24 protein-coding genes are annotated in these 19938 nt (G+C 39.7%); 1 reads left to right on the top strand and 23 read right to left on the bottom strand.

Annotated features, from left to right (window positions below; translation table 11 throughout):
* Positions 1 to 223: 223 nt before the first annotated feature.
* The 14 genes from ACGHCK_RS02565 to ACGHCK_RS02500 all read right to left on the bottom strand — a co-directional run bounded on the left by ACGHCK_RS02565 (position 224) and on the right by ACGHCK_RS02500 (position 12805).
* Entirely contained in the window at positions 224 to 1249 is a 1026-nt protein-coding gene (locus ACGHCK_RS02565; protein ID WP_271327873.1) for a phage tail tip lysozyme, read from the bottom strand.
* 1 nt (position 1250) lies between these two features.
* Complete coding sequence (locus tag ACGHCK_RS02560; RefSeq protein ID WP_271327872.1) at positions 1251 to 2948, bottom strand: hypothetical protein; 1698 nt, start codon at positions 2946 to 2948, stop codon at positions 1251 to 1253.
* Between the two features lie 11 nt (positions 2949 to 2959).
* A complete protein-coding gene (locus ACGHCK_RS02555; RefSeq protein ID WP_271327871.1) occupies positions 2960 to 5461 on the bottom strand; it encodes an ATP-binding protein in 2502 nt (833 codons plus the stop codon).
* 20 nt (positions 5462 to 5481) lie between these two features.
* Positions 5482 to 5895, bottom strand: coding sequence for a conjugal transfer protein (locus ACGHCK_RS02550; RefSeq protein ID WP_271327870.1), 414 nt, complete (start codon positions 5893 to 5895; stop codon positions 5482 to 5484).
* A 6-nt stretch (positions 5896 to 5901) separates the two neighbouring features.
* Positions 5902 to 6123: a hypothetical protein gene (locus ACGHCK_RS02545; protein WP_202231608.1), complete on the bottom strand. Its 222-nt coding sequence runs from the start codon at positions 6121 to 6123 to the stop codon at positions 5902 to 5904.
* Positions 6124 to 6139: 16 nt separating this feature from the next.
* On the bottom strand, positions 6140 to 6760 hold the full coding sequence (locus ACGHCK_RS02540) for a translation initiation factor IF-2 N-terminal domain-containing protein (RefSeq protein ID WP_271327869.1): 621 nt from the start codon (positions 6758 to 6760) through the stop codon (positions 6140 to 6142).
* A gap of 34 nt (positions 6761 to 6794) precedes the next feature.
* Complete coding sequence (locus tag ACGHCK_RS02535) at positions 6795 to 7034, bottom strand: hypothetical protein (protein ID WP_271327868.1); 240 nt, start codon at positions 7032 to 7034, stop codon at positions 6795 to 6797.
* Positions 7035 to 7069: 35 nt separating this feature from the next.
* Complete coding sequence (locus ACGHCK_RS02530; protein WP_271327867.1) at positions 7070 to 7243, bottom strand: hypothetical protein; 174 nt, start codon at positions 7241 to 7243, stop codon at positions 7070 to 7072.
* Positions 7244 to 7283: 40 nt separating this feature from the next.
* On the bottom strand, positions 7284 to 7781 hold the full coding sequence (locus tag ACGHCK_RS02525) for an antirestriction protein ArdA (RefSeq protein WP_271327866.1): 498 nt from the start codon (positions 7779 to 7781) through the stop codon (positions 7284 to 7286).
* Between the two features lie 14 nt (positions 7782 to 7795).
* The gene (locus ACGHCK_RS02520; RefSeq protein ID WP_271327865.1) at positions 7796 to 8032 is read right to left on the bottom strand and encodes a hypothetical protein; all 237 of its coding nucleotides are present in this window, start codon (positions 8030 to 8032) and stop codon (positions 7796 to 7798) included.
* Positions 8033 to 8142: 110 nt separating this feature from the next.
* Positions 8143 to 10908, bottom strand: coding sequence for a VaFE repeat-containing surface-anchored protein (locus ACGHCK_RS02515; RefSeq protein WP_271327864.1), 2766 nt, complete (start codon positions 10906 to 10908; stop codon positions 8143 to 8145).
* Positions 10909 to 11078: 170 nt separating this feature from the next.
* Positions 11079 to 11987, bottom strand: coding sequence for a serine protease (locus ACGHCK_RS02510; RefSeq protein ID WP_271327863.1), 909 nt, complete (start codon positions 11985 to 11987; stop codon positions 11079 to 11081).
* Positions 11988 to 12083: 96 nt separating this feature from the next.
* Complete coding sequence (locus tag ACGHCK_RS02505) at positions 12084 to 12473, bottom strand: DUF3850 domain-containing protein (RefSeq protein WP_271327862.1); 390 nt, start codon at positions 12471 to 12473, stop codon at positions 12084 to 12086.
* Positions 12470 to 12805, bottom strand: a complete 336-nt coding sequence (locus tag ACGHCK_RS02500) for a hypothetical protein (RefSeq protein WP_271327861.1) — start codon at positions 12803 to 12805, stop codon at positions 12470 to 12472. The genes ACGHCK_RS02505 and ACGHCK_RS02500 overlap by 4 nt, the downstream gene beginning before the upstream one ends.
* Positions 12806 to 13243: 438 nt before the next feature.
* On the opposite strand from ACGHCK_RS02500, the gene ACGHCK_RS02495 reads away from it, so the two are divergent.
* A complete protein-coding gene (locus ACGHCK_RS02495) occupies positions 13244 to 13852 on the top strand; it encodes a ParB/Srx family N-terminal domain-containing protein (protein WP_271327860.1) in 609 nt (202 codons plus the stop codon).
* A 174-nt stretch (positions 13853 to 14026) separates the two neighbouring features.
* Here the strand turns inward: ACGHCK_RS02495 and ACGHCK_RS02490 are convergent, their stop codons facing one another.
* The 9 genes from ACGHCK_RS02490 to ACGHCK_RS02450 all read right to left on the bottom strand — a co-directional run bounded on the left by ACGHCK_RS02490 (position 14027) and on the right by ACGHCK_RS02450 (position 19932).
* Entirely contained in the window at positions 14027 to 14287 is a 261-nt protein-coding gene (locus ACGHCK_RS02490) for a hypothetical protein (RefSeq protein ID WP_271327859.1), read from the bottom strand.
* A gap of 100 nt (positions 14288 to 14387) precedes the next feature.
* On the bottom strand, positions 14388 to 14699 hold the full coding sequence (locus ACGHCK_RS02485) for a hypothetical protein (protein ID WP_271327858.1): 312 nt from the start codon (positions 14697 to 14699) through the stop codon (positions 14388 to 14390).
* Between the two features lie 88 nt (positions 14700 to 14787).
* Positions 14788 to 14979: a hypothetical protein gene (locus ACGHCK_RS02480; RefSeq protein WP_271327857.1), complete on the bottom strand. Its 192-nt coding sequence runs from the start codon at positions 14977 to 14979 to the stop codon at positions 14788 to 14790.
* A 130-nt stretch (positions 14980 to 15109) separates the two neighbouring features.
* On the bottom strand, positions 15110 to 15373 hold the full coding sequence (locus ACGHCK_RS02475; protein WP_271327856.1) for a SemiSWEET family transporter: 264 nt from the start codon (positions 15371 to 15373) through the stop codon (positions 15110 to 15112).
* Between the two features lie 129 nt (positions 15374 to 15502).
* A complete protein-coding gene (locus tag ACGHCK_RS02470; protein ID WP_271327855.1) occupies positions 15503 to 15802 on the bottom strand; it encodes a hypothetical protein in 300 nt (99 codons plus the stop codon).
* A gap of 110 nt (positions 15803 to 15912) precedes the next feature.
* Positions 15913 to 16302, bottom strand: coding sequence for a hypothetical protein (locus ACGHCK_RS02465; RefSeq protein ID WP_271327854.1), 390 nt, complete (start codon positions 16300 to 16302; stop codon positions 15913 to 15915).
* 12 nt (positions 16303 to 16314) lie between these two features.
* Positions 16315 to 16602, bottom strand: a complete 288-nt coding sequence (locus ACGHCK_RS02460; protein ID WP_271327853.1) for a hypothetical protein — start codon at positions 16600 to 16602, stop codon at positions 16315 to 16317.
* Between the two features lie 41 nt (positions 16603 to 16643).
* Positions 16644 to 17891, bottom strand: coding sequence for a replication initiation factor domain-containing protein (locus tag ACGHCK_RS02455; protein ID WP_274708622.1), 1248 nt, complete (start codon positions 17889 to 17891; stop codon positions 16644 to 16646).
* A 358-nt stretch (positions 17892 to 18249) separates the two neighbouring features.
* Positions 18250 to 19932 carry an FtsK/SpoIIIE domain-containing protein gene (locus ACGHCK_RS02450; protein WP_271327852.1) on the bottom strand — a complete coding sequence of 561 codons (1683 nt, stop codon included), beginning with the start codon at positions 19930 to 19932 and terminating at the stop codon, positions 18250 to 18252.
* Between the last annotated feature and the right edge of the window lie 6 nt (positions 19933 to 19938).

Genomic DNA, 19938 nt, shown 5'->3' with positions numbered 1-19938 from the left:
TTTTCCTCTCCCCTATTAAAAAGATTTAAACTTAAAAAGGTAATAAATCAACACAAACAATGAGACAAGCGAAAAAACTACTTTTAAACTTATCTGCTCTTTCGAACTTGTACACCCATAGTCTATAAGTTCAAAAATACTTTTCATATTATAGATAAGACATAAGGCTAAAATTAAATATTCAATATGCATTTCCAACTCCTCATACTTCTAAAGAACGCCTTTATTTTTTAGGCGGTATGGCAATACTTGTAATACTGCTGTCCCATGTGCGGTTCATTTTCTGCACAATTTGTACACCACCCACATTTTGTTCATAAGTGCTAAAACTATTGCCTTTCACACTACTGATAACCCCTGTATGTCCATAGGGGTTCTCACTGGCTGAACCTGCCACAGGTCCAAAGCCCCAATTAATCACAGCACCTGCCACAAGATCGCTGGCTTTGGGCTTTAGGATAACTTTCCAACCATGAGAAGTGAAACTGCTGAAATTATCTGAGCCAATATTAAAAGCACACAAGCCTTGAAGATGAAAGCCACTGATAGAATGTACATAGTAATCGGACAAGGCATAACACTGCCCAGAACCCACTTTTTTACCTAAGACTTCATTAAGTAATTTTATATCCCCACCTGATGAAGCAGCCCCATTAAAGTAGGCATACCACTGGTTGGCCAGCTGGGAAATCATTTCTATCTTGCTCTGTCCATCCGATAAACTCACCCCCTCATAGTAGAGTGACCAATCTTTGGCGGCTTGGACAGGGTCTTTAGACTTACTCAATAAATCCTTCACCTTAGAATAAGAGCCATTTAGCTCATAATCAAGGAGTTTTAACTCATTATCAAGGGTCAAAGTAGACAAGTCCATTCCCTTAATCGAGCCTTCCGCATGGATACGATTGCCATTAATGAAGCTCCCCCAACCCGACCACTGAAAAAGTCCTGCCACTCCTCCTGCAGGGTTAATGGCTTTGGGGTCAAAGTTACTTTCCCGTTGACCAACCGCAAGAGCACCCGAAGCCCCTTCTGGAGTAAAATGCTGTTCTTTCATCAAGTGCTGATAAGTTTTTGTCGCAACCTTTAGAGCTTCCCCCGTCACAGGAGGTGACCCTCCCCCTGTAATCTCTGGAACATCTTCTTGACTTCCTATGCTTAACATGGAACCAAGAAGAACCAAAACCAAGCCAAAGAAAAGAAAAACAGGCGTAAGCAGCCCTGCAAGAATTAAAACTATTTTCTTCATACTAAGCTCTCATTTCTTCTAAATCTTGGAAGGCTTCTTCCCAGCTCATCAAATCCCTTGAATCCACAAGTTCTTCATCTTCTGAACGCTCCTCTGTCGCAAACAAGGTTTCCCTATCAGAAGAATCTTGCAAGTCTTGAACAGGAATTTCCTCTTTCCCTTGTCGCTCATCTGAAAGAATATTGTCTTCAAGGGAAATTTCTGGGATTTCTTCTTCCCTTTCCTCTCTGCCTTCTTCTTTTTCAAGTGTCACTTCTTCTTGAGGTACTTCCTCAAGTTCTGACCCTTCACCAGAAGGGGCTTGATGTTTCGGTCCAAAACCTTTAGAGAGATGAGGCGCAAGCAGTAAAGCACCATCCAAAGCCAATTCTGGGTTTTCTGTTGCGGTACCCAGCGCCATTTTAGAAACTCCCTCAGCCTTTTCCTTAAAGCTATTTTTGAAGTTTTCCCACTCCATTTTCATATGAGTAAGTTCCATATTCCCCGTAGCCATATCTGTCCCAGACATTCTTTGTGAAAGGCTTGAACGGCTTTTCCACAGGAAAAACATGAAGACAATTTTTAAAATAAAGACTACAGGTAAGAAGATGAGAAATTCTATGCTGGCTAAGCCCGATACTGCAGCCTCAAGGTTGGTCTGTGGCTTACCAATAATAAAACTTAAGACCCCATAATCTATTTGTATCATGAGGAAAAAAAGAAAACCCAACATGACACTTAAAAGAGAAGGGGCGACAAGTAAGCCAAGGCTACTTTTAACCGTTGTAAAGAAAGCATTTCTAAACCACGGGATAAAGCTTAACAAGGCACTTACAGGTATAAAGAAGACAAACACGCAAACCAAAAGAGAAAGGGCCGATATAGTCGAATTTACTACAACAATAGGCACGGCATATATCCATAAGTTCATCCCACCCATAAAACCGGCGGCGACTTGAAACCCCAGCTGTTTGCCCTCATTTTTAAGATAGTCATCTTTTTTGGAAATTCTATCTACATAATCTTGTCCTCCCTCTCCTTTAGCTTTCGCATAATCAAATCTTTCTCCTGTTTTTGAATCAATGACCCCCGCAGGATTGCCAGTATTGATAAAATTTGCGGTAGGTTTCACCACATAGTTTTCAATGAAGTCTCCTGAGTTTTCTGTATTTGAAAAGCCAGTCATCCCATGAATGACTTGTTTTTTCGCCATATCTGAGACATAAGTGACGGTATTAAAGAGAATTTGTCCCCCCATTTCTGTTTTCACTTGCCCTTCTGGGGTTCTTACTGTAAAATTTCCAAAAAAGAAAAACATGGTACCAACAACTGCCATTAAATGCACAAAAGCACGCATGAAATTGCCTTTACCATTGGTATATTGATAAAACAGATAAAAACCTGTAATGGCAAGTAACATCCCTGCCCCTGAAGCCTGGGCAATTGTACCATTTGACCCACCGATAAAGCCTAAAAAGATAGCTTTAGCCTGAATCATCACATTGGTTTGAACGGGTTTCAATGCTTCTGAAATATTGAGAAGACGGCTTAAAAAACTGACCACTAAAGCCTGTATCTGGAAAAGTTGAAAAGGGATGTCTAGGAGGATACCTGAGATGAAATTCCAAAACATAGGAAGGGGCTCTAAAACTTTACCGTGGACAGCTTCACGATAAACACCATAATTCATTATACTTTTGTATAGCGTACTAAAATTCATGATTTGACCTCCTAATGTTTTTGGTAGTGTTTTTCTAGCTGCGATTGTTCGGAATCATTCTTAGGCGCAAACAACTCCAGCCAAGCTGCAGGAATCTCAATTGACACACGATTGATATTGCCAAAAACATCTAAATATACACACTGTCCTTGGTTCATGTTTCGAATCCATTGGATATTGGTTTCATTCACTTCCAATTTCAAAGTGCGTAAAATATGTTCTTCCTCCCCGTCCTCATAGAAACAAAAACGCTCCCCTGCACCTGTGGTATCGTTAGAGTCCTTCACATCATTGACCGACTGTGAGATAAGCACGAGCTTATTATTTTGCGAGCGCCCCACACGCTTCATAGATTTAATAATTCGTTTTCCCTCTTTAGACGTCATAATGACCCAAACCTCATCCATAAATTCAATGGTTTCTTCTCGGTCATTCATTGACCCAAAACGTTTACAGAAAGTACCCAGCGCCATCATCAAAGCAACCGAATGCCGTTCTTCTTCTGAAAGTTCATCCTCAGAATCAGACTCAGGCAATTCTAAGTCCGAAATTTCCAAGACTGTCGCATGTTCTTCAAAGGAAATTCCCTCAACCTGACCGTATGAAAAGGCTAGGGATAAGATAGAGCCTTCAACGGCTTCAAAAAGATACTCTCCCACCGCTCTTACATCTTCTTTTTCTGAGTCTTTTAAGAGGTCAAGCACATGCATAAAGCCAACACTTTCCCCCTCTATTTTACGTTTCACTACAGCTTTCACTGCTTTAGAAATAGCGGTGCTTTCCTCTTTTTTCCAAGTCCCCTCACCTAAATACTTAAGCATGGTTTTTGCCACAGTCAAAGCGTCTTCTGGACTCAAAAAGACAATAGGGTCAAGCACACCCCTATTTTCTGCTTTCTGATAATCAAGAGTCACAAAATTGATACGGTCAATGACAGCCGCCAGTTCTGGATTTTTATCCCGCCAGACTGGATTTTGAGAAACACTCAACCATTGCGCCCGAATACTGTGTTTAGGGTCTATGTAAAGGGTTTTGATTTTAGAATGTACCGCTTGTAAAAATTGGTACTGTGCCAAAATAGTTTTTCCTGAACCGGTCATCCCCGTGATTGTGGTTAAAAGATTTTTGGTAATCTTTCCTGCAATTCCTTCCTTATTAGCAAGCATGGGATTATAGAGGACAATGTTTCTTGAGGCATGAATGGCTTGGTTTAAATCTTCCCACTTGTGATAATTCGTATCTATTCGCCCTAAAGGAAAACCTGAATCTGAACCGCTCTTTGTCGTGGTAAAAGGCAGATGTTGGGAAAAACCTGCCGAATCCGAGGAGTGATACCAAAAACGAGTGGTACGGTCTAATTTTGCGCCATAGAGCAAGGCTTGAAAAAGATAGGCTTGATCCATACGCGCACGCTCCAAGACAAATTTACCGTCGAAGGCTTGAATTGCCGTTTTTACACGACTTCTTAACTGTTCACGACTGGAAGCTGCCACAAATAAAAAAGCGCCATATTCAATAATAGGCGCTTTGGCTTCAACTTTCTTTGCCATGTCATTAAGGGCTTGACGCCCAATAATAATACGGTCATACATGACATTCCCTGTGTTTGCCGTCTCACGCATAATCGTTTTGGAGCGCACAAGGCTCTGACTCATTTTAGACTTGTATCCAAAGGAACTTTTCATATCTGGGAAATGACACTTCTTTTTTAATCCTATGGGAAAGTTAAAACTTTGGACAATCTCATCCATATGATTATTGCTCAATATCCCTGTAGACTTTCCAATGGGCAAAATAGACAAGTAACTTGTACCATAGGGACTGACAAACTGTAACTCTCCCATATTATTAGCATAAATCATGGTATCTGTGACATTATGGACACTTTTTGACCCCAAAACATCCTTAAATAGATGTGGAATGTAAGGCAAGAACTGTAACCTTTGATAGTAATACATCTGTTCATGTGACAAGGGCACAGGTTTTAGAGCAGAAAGGGTCTGTCTCAACTCCATTTCTGTTATCCTCCACTCCTCAAACCAGTCTTCTCTTATTTGCACCACTCTTCCTAAGGTATGCATTAAGGCTGTCGTTTGTTTATTCACTGTAGTTTTTATAAGTTCTTTGAAAGACATATCTTTCATTTCCTTGGAGAGGTAGACCCCTAGTAACCACACATATTTATAAGGAATCTCCATCTCTTTTGTATAACGTGCTGTGACTTCCTTAAGGTAAATCTCTCCCGACTTCTTATTTTCAGATACAAATGTATCCGCAAGGTCTGACATTTTTTCTTCCAAAAGAAAATCACGAGGAACTAAAGAAAGCTCAAAATAGGCATTAGGTAATAATTTTTTTATGGCTTTTTCTATGCTTTCTTTTGTTTCTTCTTTTTTCTTAAAGTTGATAGAAGAAGACGAAAAGTAAGGGATACTATAAAAAGCCATGACCTCTCTTTCCTTGGTTAATACTAAATTGTCCTTATATTTTTCTATCGGGTAACTAAGTTTCATAATCCTCTTTCTAGCTTTATCTAAAGCATAACTTTTTCAAATACAATTTTTTCCTGTACCTCCTCCCTCCGTTCCTCACCATAAATACAGCGCTTATCAAAAGCAAAGTTTTTGACAAAACGCAAAGTCCCGAAAAGGAAAGTATGGACTTTTTTCCCGTCAGGCTCCTTTTCAACATAGGTCTTCCCGATAAACCAAGGAACTACCGTAAACAAAGAAACAGGAATAAAAGGCACATATCTTAGAAAGGGAAATAGGGGACGGATGAGAAGAAAAATCACGAGAGCGCTTAAGCCCATAACCACTAAAAATGACAAAGACAAGGGTGTTTGAAAAGTCCAATAAACTTTTCCACGTAGTCTGATTTCTTGAATCCAGTAGGGCATTTCTAAGCCAATCGCATAGTCATAATGTAATCGTTCTTGTTTTTTCATAGGCACTCACGCAGCATTAATCCCAAAGACTTTCAAAAGGGCAGTGATAACCTTCCACATCATGGCAAATATATCTTTACCTGTAAAGAGTGCCCACATAATCCCACCAATGGCAAGAACAGAAATAATTTCCATCCAAGCCGCATTTTTCCAGTGCTTAAAAATCATAATAGCCGCAACAACCGCCAGCACCACGATAAAGCCTGATTTTATGTCTTCAAAACTCATTCTTTAATACATCCTCCTATTTTTTATTTTTAGTTGCCTCTCCTTTAGCTTTAGAAGTTGAAGGCTTTGGACTTGCTTTTTTAGAAGCAGCTTCTGCCTTTTTCTGTCCTTCTTCTAAAGCTTGAACACGGGCCACTAATTTTTTATTTTCCTCAGAAAGCATTTTTTGATTGTCACTTAGGGTTTGCGTGGTCGCATTGACTTGCTTGGTGAGGGTTTCTACCTGTACATTTGCCTTATAAGCCGAGTAGCCTAGACCAATAAACAGGGCAATCACAAGCGTAGCAAGCACCCGATAGATACGCAGTGCCTTGCCTTCTTTCACTGTTTTCACTTTAGGGATTTTAGGGGCTGGGGGCTGCTTTTCGTATGCCTTAAGACTAGCAAAAGGAGACTTTAGTCCCTTCTTCTTTTGAGAAAGCTCTACATGTCCTTCTTGTACTGTCTCAACATCAGGCACAGTCCCAAGACTTTCTAAGTCCCCTCCTGCTTCATCAAAAGCCACAAGCAGCTTGTCCATTTCCTCTTCTGTTAATGGGGAAGCTACACTTTTAGCTTCTATTCCTTCTTTTTGGGCAAGAAAAAGGAGGGCTTGACTTTTCACCCCCAGCTCTCTTGCCAGTTTATAAATTTCCAATGGTTTACCTCCTATTATTCATCGAGGTCTTATTCTAGCCTCTAAATTTTTGTTGGATATCCGCAATAGTATTTAAACTATTGTTTAAAAGGTCAAGCGTAGACTCAAGACTATCCATAGCGCTCAAAAGGTGACGCAAATCCTTTGAGCGATTATTTTTTTGTAAAAACACTAAGAGCTCATCCAAAGTGTACTCTCGTTTTCTAAAATCCGATTTAATATCTACCGCCTTATCAAGTAGAAGAGATATTTCACTCGTTATTTTATGTATCATTTTTTCCTTTCTTGATCTTATACTTCTTGAAATTTTCACTTAGAAAATAAGGTTAATCTTAAAGCGACACCTCCAAACACAGACACAATAAGCACTCCAACAATCGGATACATCTGCGCTAATGCACAAAAAAGAGAAACAAAAACAAAAAACACAAGGCAAATCAAACTACAACAAATCAGTCGAAGACCTTCTTTTAAAATTTTCATATTTTTGACCCTCCGCCACTCCCCTCCCTTTACCTTTAAATTATCTTCCTAGCTTGCGGACATAGCCATTTGAGCTTTGACGGTAGCCACGTAGGGCTAAATCACGGCCATAAGCTGCGTAGTCAAAATACAGCTCCAGAGTCGATGGTTCAAAACTTTCTAACCCGCCCATTTGTTCAACCACCTCATAGGCTAAATCCTCCTCATCATCAGCTTGTACAAAGTCAAAATTGTCTCCCAACTCCAGAACTTCTTTTAGGGTATAGACTTCTAGAATATCTTCAATATGATCCATATGAGACACTTCTTCTAGCTGTTGGGCATAAGCATTGAGTTCTTTTATGGAAGAATATTCGCTTACTGAAAAGCCATAAAAGTTTTCAAAAGCATGAATGGCATATTCTTCTCCATGGACTTCATCAAGCAACAAGTCCCGTTGCACTCTACGATAATCTACAGGTAAGTCATACCACTTCCCTCTAGCTTGACCTCGGTTATAGTTGCCTAAGTTGACAATATATACTCTTGGTGTTTTCATGTCCTTCTCACCTCTCAAAAGTTTTGTCTAATTTCCGATAATTTTTGTAAAGCCTTGTATAAGAGAGCATCCACTTCCCTAAACCTTTGATGCGCTTCATGGAGTTTTTGACCAGCCTCTTCTCCAAAATTTGTACGAAATAAAGCAGCACTTGAACTCTCACGTGCATGCTCTATACGCCTTTCCAAATGCTCAATAGACGAATAGACTTGTTTTCTTGAATAATTCATAGACGCTTCTTTGTATTCCATTTTCTTCCTCCAATACAAAACGCCTCGTCTTAGGATAAGGCATTATTTTTTCAATATCAGACATTTTTATTCCTCCCACCGCCATTCACCCTTTTTAGGGTCAAGTCATTTTAATCTTTTTGGTCTTTCTTAAGGACAGACTTAATTTTATCCCATTGCGCAAGCACAAGACCTACAAGCAAGAAACCAAAACCTGCCATGCCCCACAAGGCGATTTTCTCCCCTGTTTGAGGAAGAAGTCCCTTAGGACTTGGAGGAGTTGGTTTTTTCACTGTAAAGCTTTCTTTTTCATCATCCTTGTTGTGATGAGAAATAAGTGGTTTTTCCTTGTCTTTTCGTTTTTGACCGTGCCATGCGTCCTCATAGAAAGTTATCTTGTGTCCCGCATATTTTGTCGCATCCACTTTGACGGGCACTTCCACAACACCTTTTGTATCTGTCGCCTTAAAAGTCAAAGTTCCGTCCACATCAATAACTTTCTTCAAGTCATGGTCGTAGGCTTGACTGATTTTAACAGTATAAGTGTCCCCTTTGACTAAGCCTTCATAGAAGAACTTATCCTTAACTACAGTACTTGTCGGACTTATTTCTTTGTCCTGCACTTCTGTGTGTCCATCAGCTTTAGCCACCTTCACAGATTGAGAAGGGTTATTCTTATAGTCGTTTTCCTCCACAACCTTGTTTCCTTTCTCATCTGTGACAAGTTCAGTAACCGTGTACTCCTTGTCTTGGTCTTTCAGGGTATAAATGATTGGGAAATCCAACTGCACAGAGGCACTGCCATTTGTATCGGTCTTAAACTTCTTCTCCGCAACAATGGCTTTGCCTTTTTCATCCTTGACTTCTTGGCCTGTACCTTTATACACGACCTTCCCCTTAAGATTGAACTCCTGAGAAGCAGGCAAATTAGACATTTGAGCCATGTCCGTCACACGGGCTTGACCTACACCCAACAACTTATCGCCATCCGCCTTGTCTTTGGCAGTGGTTGTAATACTTGGGGTAGGTTTTTCTTCCGGTTTATCTGTGAATGTCCCTAGGTTCAGATTGAACATGATATTGTTATCTTTCATGTGGGACACGTCCACGTCATTTGTGGAAATAATTTGACCTGTGACCGTATCTGTAAAGACAAAGGTATAACTTGTGATATTCCCGTCTTTATCACGATTCGTTGTATGTGTAACTGTAAACGGATTGATTGGCTTCAGGCCTTTGGGTGTTTTTACTTCTGTAAACACATGATCCCCAAAAATAAGTAAATCTTTGAAGTCTACAACACCATTGCTTGTAATTCCTGTGCTAGGGTCAGTGACTGCTTTAGAAGTCACTCTTACAGGCTCTCCTTTTGTGCCATTAATTGGTTTGGCTTCAAATTCTGCCCCATTCAAGCCAGTAAGTGAACCATTGACATCCTGAACTTTCGACCAAACCACTCCAAACTTACCTACACGGTCTTTGGCTGTGGCTTCTTCCATGTAGTTTTTCGTACTTGAATTGAATTTATCCTTTTCGTCAAATTCAACATCATACTTTTTCGTAGACAACTCATAGCCTTCTGGAGCTTTGGTTTCTTGCCAGTAGACTTTATCTGAGAAGTTCAGATTTTTAAGTTTTACCCCTTTGGAAACATCTGTCATACGAAGGACAATATTATCACCTGCGACTTTTTCGCCTGAAACCACAGTAATAGGATAGCCTTCATTACCGTCTTTCCACGTCACAGGTTGATTGTTAGACTTATAAAAGAGCCCCCACTCTGAGTTTTCTAAATGAGCCGCCCCTTGAGCTTCTGCCTTACCTGTATCGGCATCTTGCTTAAGCAGTGTAGCTTCACCTAAACCAATTGTTTTGACTTTTAATTCACCTTCCAAAGTTGCTGGGTCAGTTGTGGCAAATAGGGTTTGTCCTACAGTACCATTAGGGTTAATAGTGCCATAAATATAGCTTGGAGCAAAATCTCTATTTTGATTATTCCAAACTGCCACATTCCCCTCTTTCCCAATTGCCTTTGGGGTAGCTGAGACTTCAAGGCTATTGCCTTTACGTTGAGCAGTCAATCCCTCACTTGCTTTAATACGGTCAAAAGGCAAACCGTAGCCTCCCGCATTTCCCGCAAGAACCCCTGCCTTATCTGTAGCTGTGGCACTTGAGCCTGCCAGAACTGTTAAAGGGTTGGGGTTAAAGTCTGGACTTTTAGAACTTGCGGCGGCTTGTTTAAGGATAGTGGTCGCATATTTTACTACTTCACTGATATCCGCTCCAGTGGACGCTAATCCTGTAATTTTATGTCCACCTACAACGTTATTCAGTTTTGAAGTGTCCACTTCTGAAACTTTTGGAAGTAGCCCTGAAACTTCATTTTGTCCCGCTTCAACTAACCACATGGCAAATTGTGTCGCAAGGTTAATGTTAGGGTCTGCCTCCGCATTATTAACCTCTCCAATATAGACAATATTGTTCACCAAATTGCGTTGGTACTCCGACATTGACTGCCATAATTTATAGACCGCTTCATTTTGACCGGCACGTGTCGCCAAAGCCCCATTAAAGACATCTGTGAAAGGCTCCAAACAAAATGTGGTGACCCCGTTCACTTGCATGAAATTTGCGGAAGTGTCATGCCCATTCGACCATTTGACCGTCCCTGTACCTGTGAACTTATAATTTACGCCACCTTTTTCTGGCAATGAGACTGAGGGGGAGTGTTTGGTATTCAAGACATCGGCTTGTACAAGCCCTGCGACTATACCACTTGCTGTTACTACAAGCAAGGCACTTGTCACAAAGTGCTTGCCTTTTTTATGGCAACGAAAACCTGTCTGTTTTTCTTCTGTCAGTGCTTTTTTCAACTTTTTCTTCTGAAATTTGAACATCTGTATTTACTCCTATCTTTTTTATTTTGCGCAAAATAAAAAGCCACGGCTTGGCTTTCTCTTCTTTTCCTATACCATATAGACACGTCCTTCCTACAATCCTTTTTATGTCTTGATTGAGGACAAAAAAAAGATAGCCCTTAAAAGAAACTATCTTTTTCTACCTTTATTTAATATGCGCCTGAAGACCAACCGCCACTTGTCGCATTACCATTCAACCAATCTGCTGCTACACGTGCTGCTTCGGATAAAGAGCCAAAACCACCTTGAGACCAAACAATCTGTCCCGCTTTATTTCTTACCCAGCCGGTAAAGCTTTGAGCAGCTGGTGGTGTAAGCTCACCTCCACTGGTATTAGAAGAAGATCCGTTATTAGGCGCAAAGTTGCCTGTGCTGGCACTTGGCTGTGCTGGGGCAACTGCACCTCCACCTGTCGCAGGAGCTGTATAGCTTGGTGTTGCGGGCGCTTGGCTATATTGTCCATTTTCTGGACTTGTTCCTGACGCAGGAGTTTCTGCTTGAGCTTCTTGCGTATTATTCGCTGGCTGTGCTGAGCTGTCTGCCTGTTCTTGTGCTGCTTGAGTTTTAGCCTTTGCCTCTTCTTTAGCTTTTTTAGCCTTTAAATCTGCTTTGACTTTGTCTAAACGCTTTTGTAATTCTGCTTTTTTAGACTTTGTCATTGCATCTTTTAATGTATTGACCGCATCTTGAGCTGTCTTGATAGTTTGGCCTGTCTTCGCTTTCTCCGCAGCACTTACAGCCTTGTCTGCTTGATGAAAGAAGACCCAGTTCTTACGCACTCTCTCTACACGAGTACTAAGTGCTTTTTGGTCTTTCTTGTCTAGCTTTTCAATGGCAGCTTGGGCAGTTTTAACGTCTTCTTCAGCTTTGAATGTCTCTGCCTTTTCTGTTGCTTTTTTGGCAGAAGCTACAAGCTTATCGTAGGTGCGTTTAGCTTCTTGCGCTGTCTTTTCTGCTTTTACCTGCGCCTGATGATGAGCGACAAGGCCTGCACTTCCTCCTGCTAAAATCAGACAGGCAATACCTGCCACAATCCAATGTTTTTTTGTAAATTCCATAAATTTTAAAACTCCTTCTTCTGGTATTAAATATATTTTATTATAAACTTTTTAATGTATTTTTCCCACTCTTGATAAGGGCTTCTGACCCTCTCTTCACTGAAACACTTCAATTCCGAGAACGACATAACCCACTGGCAAACGGTCTGTATCAAAATATTCTCTTAGAGTCTTAAAGACGTCATCATTCACTATATAAACAGAAGAATTTTCATCTATATAACCTCTACCTAAATATTTTTTGGCATTTATTGTTTTGGGTTTGAAAACAGAAACCACCTTCACTTTGAGTGTTTTGGCATGATAATGATGCACACATTCGTTGTACTCCCCAACATACATAGCGCTTTTAGGCTGCCATGCTTTCAAGTCCAAAATATCCCCGACTTGATAATTTCGGTCATTCTTGCGAATTTCAAAGTTTTTCTTGCCGTTCTTTATATCGTCAAAGTACTTGATGTCTAATTTTAATTCATGAGTTTTCATGCTTCCCCCTTCTGTAAAACCCACTTCTTTCCTTTGTTTACATGATGCACTACCCTGTAGCTGTCCCCATAAACGTCAACTGCGCTAGCCCCTGTAAATCTCTTTTTCGCATAGCTTTTCGTGATAGTGTCTCCCTCTAACACGACAATATAATCACGTTCAATTCTGGCATAGGCTTCCATTTGTTCTGCCGTATAGAACTTTGGAAAGTCTTCAACTTCTTGCGCATTTCTACGCGCTATACCCCTATCTATGAAATAGCTATAAGCTGTGCCATTCTCAAAGACTACAAAATCTTCTGGACTTACAGGCTGAATATCTTTTAGGCGCATTATTTGACTACCTCGTAACACTTTCTACACAATAATTGATGTTCTATTGTGGCAAGTGCAGTATCTTTATGGCATTTTTCGCAAAGCACAACCCCTTTTTTAGTTTCCATATTCTAATTTAACCTCACATTCATCACAAATTTGATAGTTTTGATCTGGAATAACCTCTTCTTTTGGAAGTGCTAGACCACATAATTTACATTTCATTTTTTAACTCCTTTACATATAACATATTGAATTTTAAAATCTTAAAACCATAAGAACATTAAGGAGAGCGAGAAGAATTGAGAATATAATTTTAAATCCTTCTCCATATTCCTCCTCTCTAAGATAGATGATTAACAATAACTCAATAAATATGACAAGTATAAATCCTTCCAACTTTTATCCCCCCTATAAGATTTGTAAAGTAAAAATCATATATGCTAAAATAACAATATGAAAAATAATCCAGTAAAAGAAAAATTCAAACAACATTTAGAGTCTTACGAATTCCTTTCAAGTAGCAAAATAAAATTCATTCTTAATCAAATAACCAATATTCCTAAAAGTTTTTTTGATGAGGAAAACGACTGGTGGAACCACTACGCTATTAATAATTCTTTTGGAGAAACACTCGGAACTGATTGGATATTTCCTTCTCGTATTTCAATACCAAAGCTTCAAAAATACTTATCCCTCAATAAAAGAAATGAAATACAAGTTCCTCTAAAAGAGTTTATTCCGCAATACTCTGAAAGTAATGAACAGTATTTACCTAGTCTAACCAACATCTTATACACTCCCTCCACCGAAGAAAGTGCCTCTCAAGGTCAACCTATTATTATTTTAAAAGAATTTCACGGAGGTTTACGTGTAATTGATGGAAACCACAGAGTTTCTCAGGCAAAAGAAGCAAAATTAGAAAATATTTCTGCCTATTTTGTTAACGAAGAAGAAATTTTTGAATTCCATCTTTTTTCAAGCCATTACAATGAAATGACCCGTAAGGCTTTTCGTATTTTTGTTGATGAGATGAACAAATATTATGGAGATACAATAGACTAACCATTTTAGTATTCCCCACTCCCTTTTCTCCCAAAAACATAATACATTTTTTCATATAACATTCCTTTCATAGTGAGTCTGTATACAAACAGCTTACTTTTTATTTTTAAACAAGCACAAGGAGTCGAACCTTGAACTTGTATGAACTTCTTTTTGAACTCTATCCAATTGTTTTTAGAGTTGAGTATTCAATGCTTTTTGACCCATGCCATAAGCAAGCATGCTTACCTCGTCAAGTTGGTTATTCACAGAGAAAAAGCTTCTAAGCACTTCATCAACAACCAAATAATCTGAGCCTGGCATTACATCACCATAAGCTCTAAAATAAGCCAATAAATTACTTGCGACAGTCCATACTTCCTTATATCTTTTGGCAATCATTAACTCACCCAGTCTTTGGATTTTACTTTGTGCCTCGTCTTTACTGTATGTCATAATATTTCCCTCACTCTTTCTTTGGTTTTTGACGCTTTTCTTACATTTCAGAAGGTTGAAGGCAAAATCCCACCCTCATTCTATTTATGAAACCGTCTTTTTATTTTGCGCCACGGCGAGCTTGCGCTTGAACTTCTTCAAGTTTTGATTTCAATTCATTGAAAGATTTCTTTGAAAAATTGTAAGAGGATGACGCCTTGACTAAGTTTTTAATCAAGTCATTGGTACGATTGGACACAATCTCAATGCTATCATCCAAAATTGTTGTGTCATTTTCAACGGTTCGTAAAACTTTACCTTTTCCTTTTAGCCTTTGAGCCGCTTCTTGAAAAGCGTTCCCTGCCGCAAAAAGGGCTTCAATGTCGTTTACTTCTGCTTGAAGGGCTTTGATTTCCTGTGATAATGTTGGCATAATGTCTTCTTCCTTTTCTTTCTATCGTTTATTTTTTCCCTCCTCTGATTTTGCCTTCAAGCTTCTGAAATGTTTTTATAAAAAAGGTCTAACCAAATATTTCTATAAGCCAGAGATCCACAAGTTTTTCTATAATACGACTGGTGCCGTCCGCGTTGTAGCCTAAGCGTTTATCAAGACTTAAAAAAATCAAGCGCTGTTCACGGTGGCTTAAGGCTTGACCGCTTTGGACTTTCTCCTCTAAAGCAACACATTCACACTCTGATAAAATAAAATACATCCTCCTTTCCAGATTTTTCAGTTTTTCTAAACACAAAAGCTCTCAACCATTTAAAAGCTCTACCCAAGATTGAGGTAAAGCTTTTATTTTAAAGACAAATAAAAAAATGAGTAGCTAAACTCATTTTTGTTTAAATTGATGTTATAAAAGTCGCTAAACCCAACACAACACCTGCCGCATTGGGAAGAATAAGAAGATAATCTCTTTGGGGTTCCTTTGTCCAGCCATACAATACCCAAATCAAACAAGATATAGCCGCAACCAAAGGTTGGTAAGGCTGACCTTGATGACCTTCTAAATTAGCTATAATTTGAGGAATGTATGCCAAAAATACAAATACACCTATGGTTGCACCAATAGTACCTATTAATGTATTAAATTTAGCTTTTGTCATAAGAATATTACCTCTCTTTATATAATCTATGAAACTTACTAACAGAGTTAGTAAATTTCATGAAAAACTATTATAATAAAGACAGAAAATATATTCAAAGATTTTGCTCATTCTCCTTCAATACATTTTTTAGTCCCGTTTATCCGATAAACCACCAAGCGCACGCTTAAATACCACTTGTTCATTGCGCAGCTTTCTTAAATACTGGACAGCCTTTTCTTCCGAATCAAAGCTTGCCAAGCGCCTAAAATCTGGACCATAGAGAGGATAGTTCCCACAGTAAGCCCTCACTTTCATCTCAACCACTTCATAGGATATTCTACCGTCATAATAGTACACTTGATGAATAGTAAAGCGCTCTAAAATAGACTTTCTAATCAAAGCCACTTTTCGTTCATGGCAGAAGTTTATAAATTTTTTGAATAACATCGTTTCTCCTTATACCTATTTATAGTGAATACAGTAAATTTGTTTACCCATAACTTCTTTTTTATTTGTACATAAGCTCAAGGAATCTTGAATTTATTGCTTCTATCATTTTAAATAAACAAAAAATGAGGCGAAGATAATCGCTCTCTCAATAATATCGAAAAGAAAGCCGTGAGTTCCTCCACTGCTTTTTCTACTTCTTCCTCACTTTTGCTCACAGGTTCTGAACTTATCCCCGTATTGCAATTTATCAATACAAACCATTGAACGGCCAGTTGAGAAAGCTGTTCACGAGTAAAACAGGAATACTCTTTTTCTTTTATATAAGGCAAGCCCTCCCTTCTTAATCCCGATGGAATTTTAAACGGACTAAAGCCATCTATGGAGATTATACCTTGAGGAGACTCATAAAAATCAATACTCATTTCATAACGAGAATGATTTTTCCTCAAAGTTAAGAATTGCTTTTGAGCTTCAATTTCATTTTCTATTTCATCCATTTTCCTTCCTTTCTACAAGACAGCTTCCGCATAACCATTTTCGATTAAAAAATAAAGCGCTCCCCTATAGCCCAATGGAAGCTCTCCTATCTTTTTATTTTTATATCTTTCATAGTAGCTTCTTCTTGAGACCTTAGGCTCAGGAGGAAAGAGAAAACCCAGTTGCTCCAACACATCCAAAGCCGCTTCTTCATCAAAGACCTGAAAATAAAGGCTGTCATAGACACCACTGTCATACTTGTTTCTATCAAAACGATACTGGTTGAGAAAGAAACGTAAAAGCTTGTCATGGTTGTTCATTCTTCTTTCTTGAAGCTTACGAAAATGTTCGATATTACCTTCTATGACGTCCCTCCTCTAATCAGCTCCAACTGCTCTAAAATTCTTTCGTTGCGTTCTGTGATTTCCGCAGAAGCTATGATTTCCTGTAAACGACTATCCCCCACCATCTCATCATACTTGCTTAACAATAAGTAAGTAGAAGCGGGACCACCATTTTCAAACCAGTGAAAGATTCTGTTTACATCGGGTGCTTCTGGCTGTACCGTAAAATGAATCGCATGCATTGTCCCCATTACCTTATACCAGTCCATATAAAGACCACCTTCTGAATCATAAAAGGTCAAATTATCATTGACAATCTTGACCCCTTCTTCTGCCAGATTAAAGTTTGTCTCCACAAACTCTCTCACAAAAGCATTTGAAATTGCCTTGCGCATGATAATCTCATAGCGATTTTTCAAACCATAAAGGTCCCGAATCGCTTCCACAGAGGTTTTCTCCTGTTCGGCACGTTCATAATCTTTTTCATAGAAGCGGAAAAAGAGATGGGTGCGTTTGGAGCCAAAATAAAGGGAAAGCCCGTCATTGATTAAGCCCTCCCCTGTTCTTCTGCCTCCTAATATTGCCGCATAACTCTTTTTTCTCCCGTTCCAGCGCCCTTCACGGGCAGCACTCAAGAGCTGAAACAAATCAAAGTTCCCCTCTTTTTCATTGTAGACTTCATCAAGCGCCAAATCAAAACGGGTCACTTTCATGAAATTGTCATTGTCAGGGGCTTTTCTTAAAGCATAATCTATAGCATTTTTGAAAAAGTCATACCAGGTCTTTTTGCCTTGATGAAATTCAAAGTCATACTCCAGCTCCCGACAAGCCTGTCCACTCATTTCAATCAAGACCCCTGCTTTAGGGTCTTTGTCATGGTAATAAACATTAATATGTCCGTAATTGAGAAAGAAAGGGTACTTGTAGCGCTTGAAATCATTCAAATGAAAGTTCTCAATTTTTAAACCCAAAACCTCTTGTATCACCTCACGGACATTCAGGGTTTGAAATCGGATATTCACATAGTCAATGGTCGCCACTAACTTAGAATTACTGTCAAAAGGTTTATAAAAAGCTGCTTTTATCTTTTCCTTAATGTCAAGAGTCAAGGCTTTTTCTCCTTTCTCTATCTTGCGGTAGTAACTCAAAGAGATACCCAAAATATCTGCCATAAACTGTTGGGTCACGTGCGCCCCTGTCCTTACGGCTTTTATATCAATGGACTTGCCCTCCTTTCTCTTTTTATTGCCCACACTCCAAATCAAGGTGACACCTCTTAGAGGGGCATGGTTACTGGCTTGGTTAGGGTAGTGTCACTTCTTACCCCCCTCATTAGCATTCTGGGGGTTGATCGAGTGGCGGCTTGCGCCACCACTCCGTGCATACGCACGCTCACTCCTTACGCTGCGCACGGAGCTATGCTTACGCTTCTGCACGACTAAAATCCAAAGAAAGAAAAACAAGCTTCAAGAAGTGGAAACTGCTGTCACGCACTCCCGTTTGTGAGGGCAGTACGACCGTGGAAAATTGCTTGCCTTGGGCAAGTTGTCTTTCAGACAAACGGACAAGTCCTATAATTTCCCACCGCCGACTGCGAGAGTTTTATCCCTTCTTTAAAGAAAATCACTCCAAGTCCTCTTTAAAATTCTCAAAGTCTCGTTTGTACTCTTCTTCATCCGCCAAGATTTCCTCAATGGCTTCATGAAGTGTCAAAGCTCCTGCTTCCTTGGCAGAAAAGACCGACTGTAAGGCATAATAATCATCCTCCGTATAGGGTGCTTTTTCCCGAATAGGAAAGTCAGCTGCGGCTAAGCGCTCAATGACTGTTTTTACCGTCTTGTTGGGCTGCTCTAACTTGCGGCTTAAAGACGTAATGGTATAGGTCTTGTCTTCCAAGCGTCCTGCTTCTGCACGCTCCAGCTCTACATTTGAGACAGGAGGAGCTTCAAGCTGAACAGCTTGAGTCTCTTTCAAGACAGGAAGTTTTGCCAGTTCTGTGATAAAGTCATAGCCTTCTTCAATAGGCACAAAGGGACTATAAAACTCACGAGCCAGCTCCCCATTGTTGGCCACATAGCCACGACCAATTTTGCCTTTGATATATTTAAAGATTTTCTTATCACTCTCATCCCCAAACATCATGCGGTAAGCAGTCGCTGTTACACGTCCTACCACCAAACGTTTCATAAAGTTATCCCGTAGGGCGGTCTTTAAGTATTCGCCATCGGGTCTTTGCATGGCTAAGATAAGAAAGACACCTGAGGCACGTCCTTTTAAAACAATCTGTGTCACAGACTGAATCACTTCCTCATATTCTTGATAGGTCAGACTGGCGATAAAAGCTGCCCACTCATCAAAGAGAATGAATTTAGGAAATAAGCCATAGTCTGAATAACGTTTACCCGGCTTATATTCTGGGTGACTGGTCATGACATCATAGCGACTATCCATAAAAACCACTGCTTCTCTTAAGCAATTCATCATGCTTTCTTTATCGATAAACACACGGTCTTTAAAAACAGGAACATCTTTTAAACCTACAAAATCGGAACGCTTAGGGTCACAAATATCCACCTGACCCACACGAGCCAAAGCTGAGAGTAAAGACATTAAAAGAACGGTCTTTCCACCACCTGTGCCGCCCGCAATCAATAAATGTGGGTCTGCTTCATAGTTCCAGTAGACTCCGTTCATGAGCTTCACACCCAGTTTCTTATCAATGACGACATCATTCACATGAATCCTGTTTCGCTCACCCTCAATGGCAAAGACATACTCCACATAAGACCTTTTAGTCAGAATCCTCTTTTCATTGATGAAATTCTGTTCTTGAAAGTCCGCAAAGAAAGTCGTCTCAAGCTCCCCAGAAAGGGACAAGAATTTCTCTTGGTGTGTTCCCCCGTCAATGGGGAAATAAACATGCAATTCATAAGAGTTGGGTTGCTTCACATAAATACGGGCAAGCTTTTTGCGCTCCCGACTCCCCCTGTCTGTCTTGACTGTCACCTTCTCCACCAGATTATGCTTAAGCAAGTAATTCAACAATAAACGTTTGTAATTATTGACGGAGAAGGCCCTAAAACGCTGGTAAGTAAAGACAAGTAAACCAAAAGACAAAGAAAAAGCTACAAAAAAAATGGCTGCCAAAACAAGGGCAAGCCTTTTAGAATCCATGGCTTGAAAGTCTTTATAAAAGATGAGACTGGGACTGCTTAAGAGAAGTCCTACAAGTCCCACAAAGCTTTGACGGTCATACCTGTTCCACAAATACAGACGAGCGCCTTTGGACACGTTTTTTTGTCGCATAAGCTA

Origin of the sequence: Lactococcus muris, assembly GCF_042849115.1 — a bacterium.
Taxonomy (GTDB): domain Bacteria; phylum Bacillota; class Bacilli; order Lactobacillales; family Streptococcaceae; genus Lactococcus; species Lactococcus muris.
The sequence above is the reverse complement of the archived record's forward strand: the minus strand, read 5'-3'. Positions and strand labels throughout refer to the sequence as shown.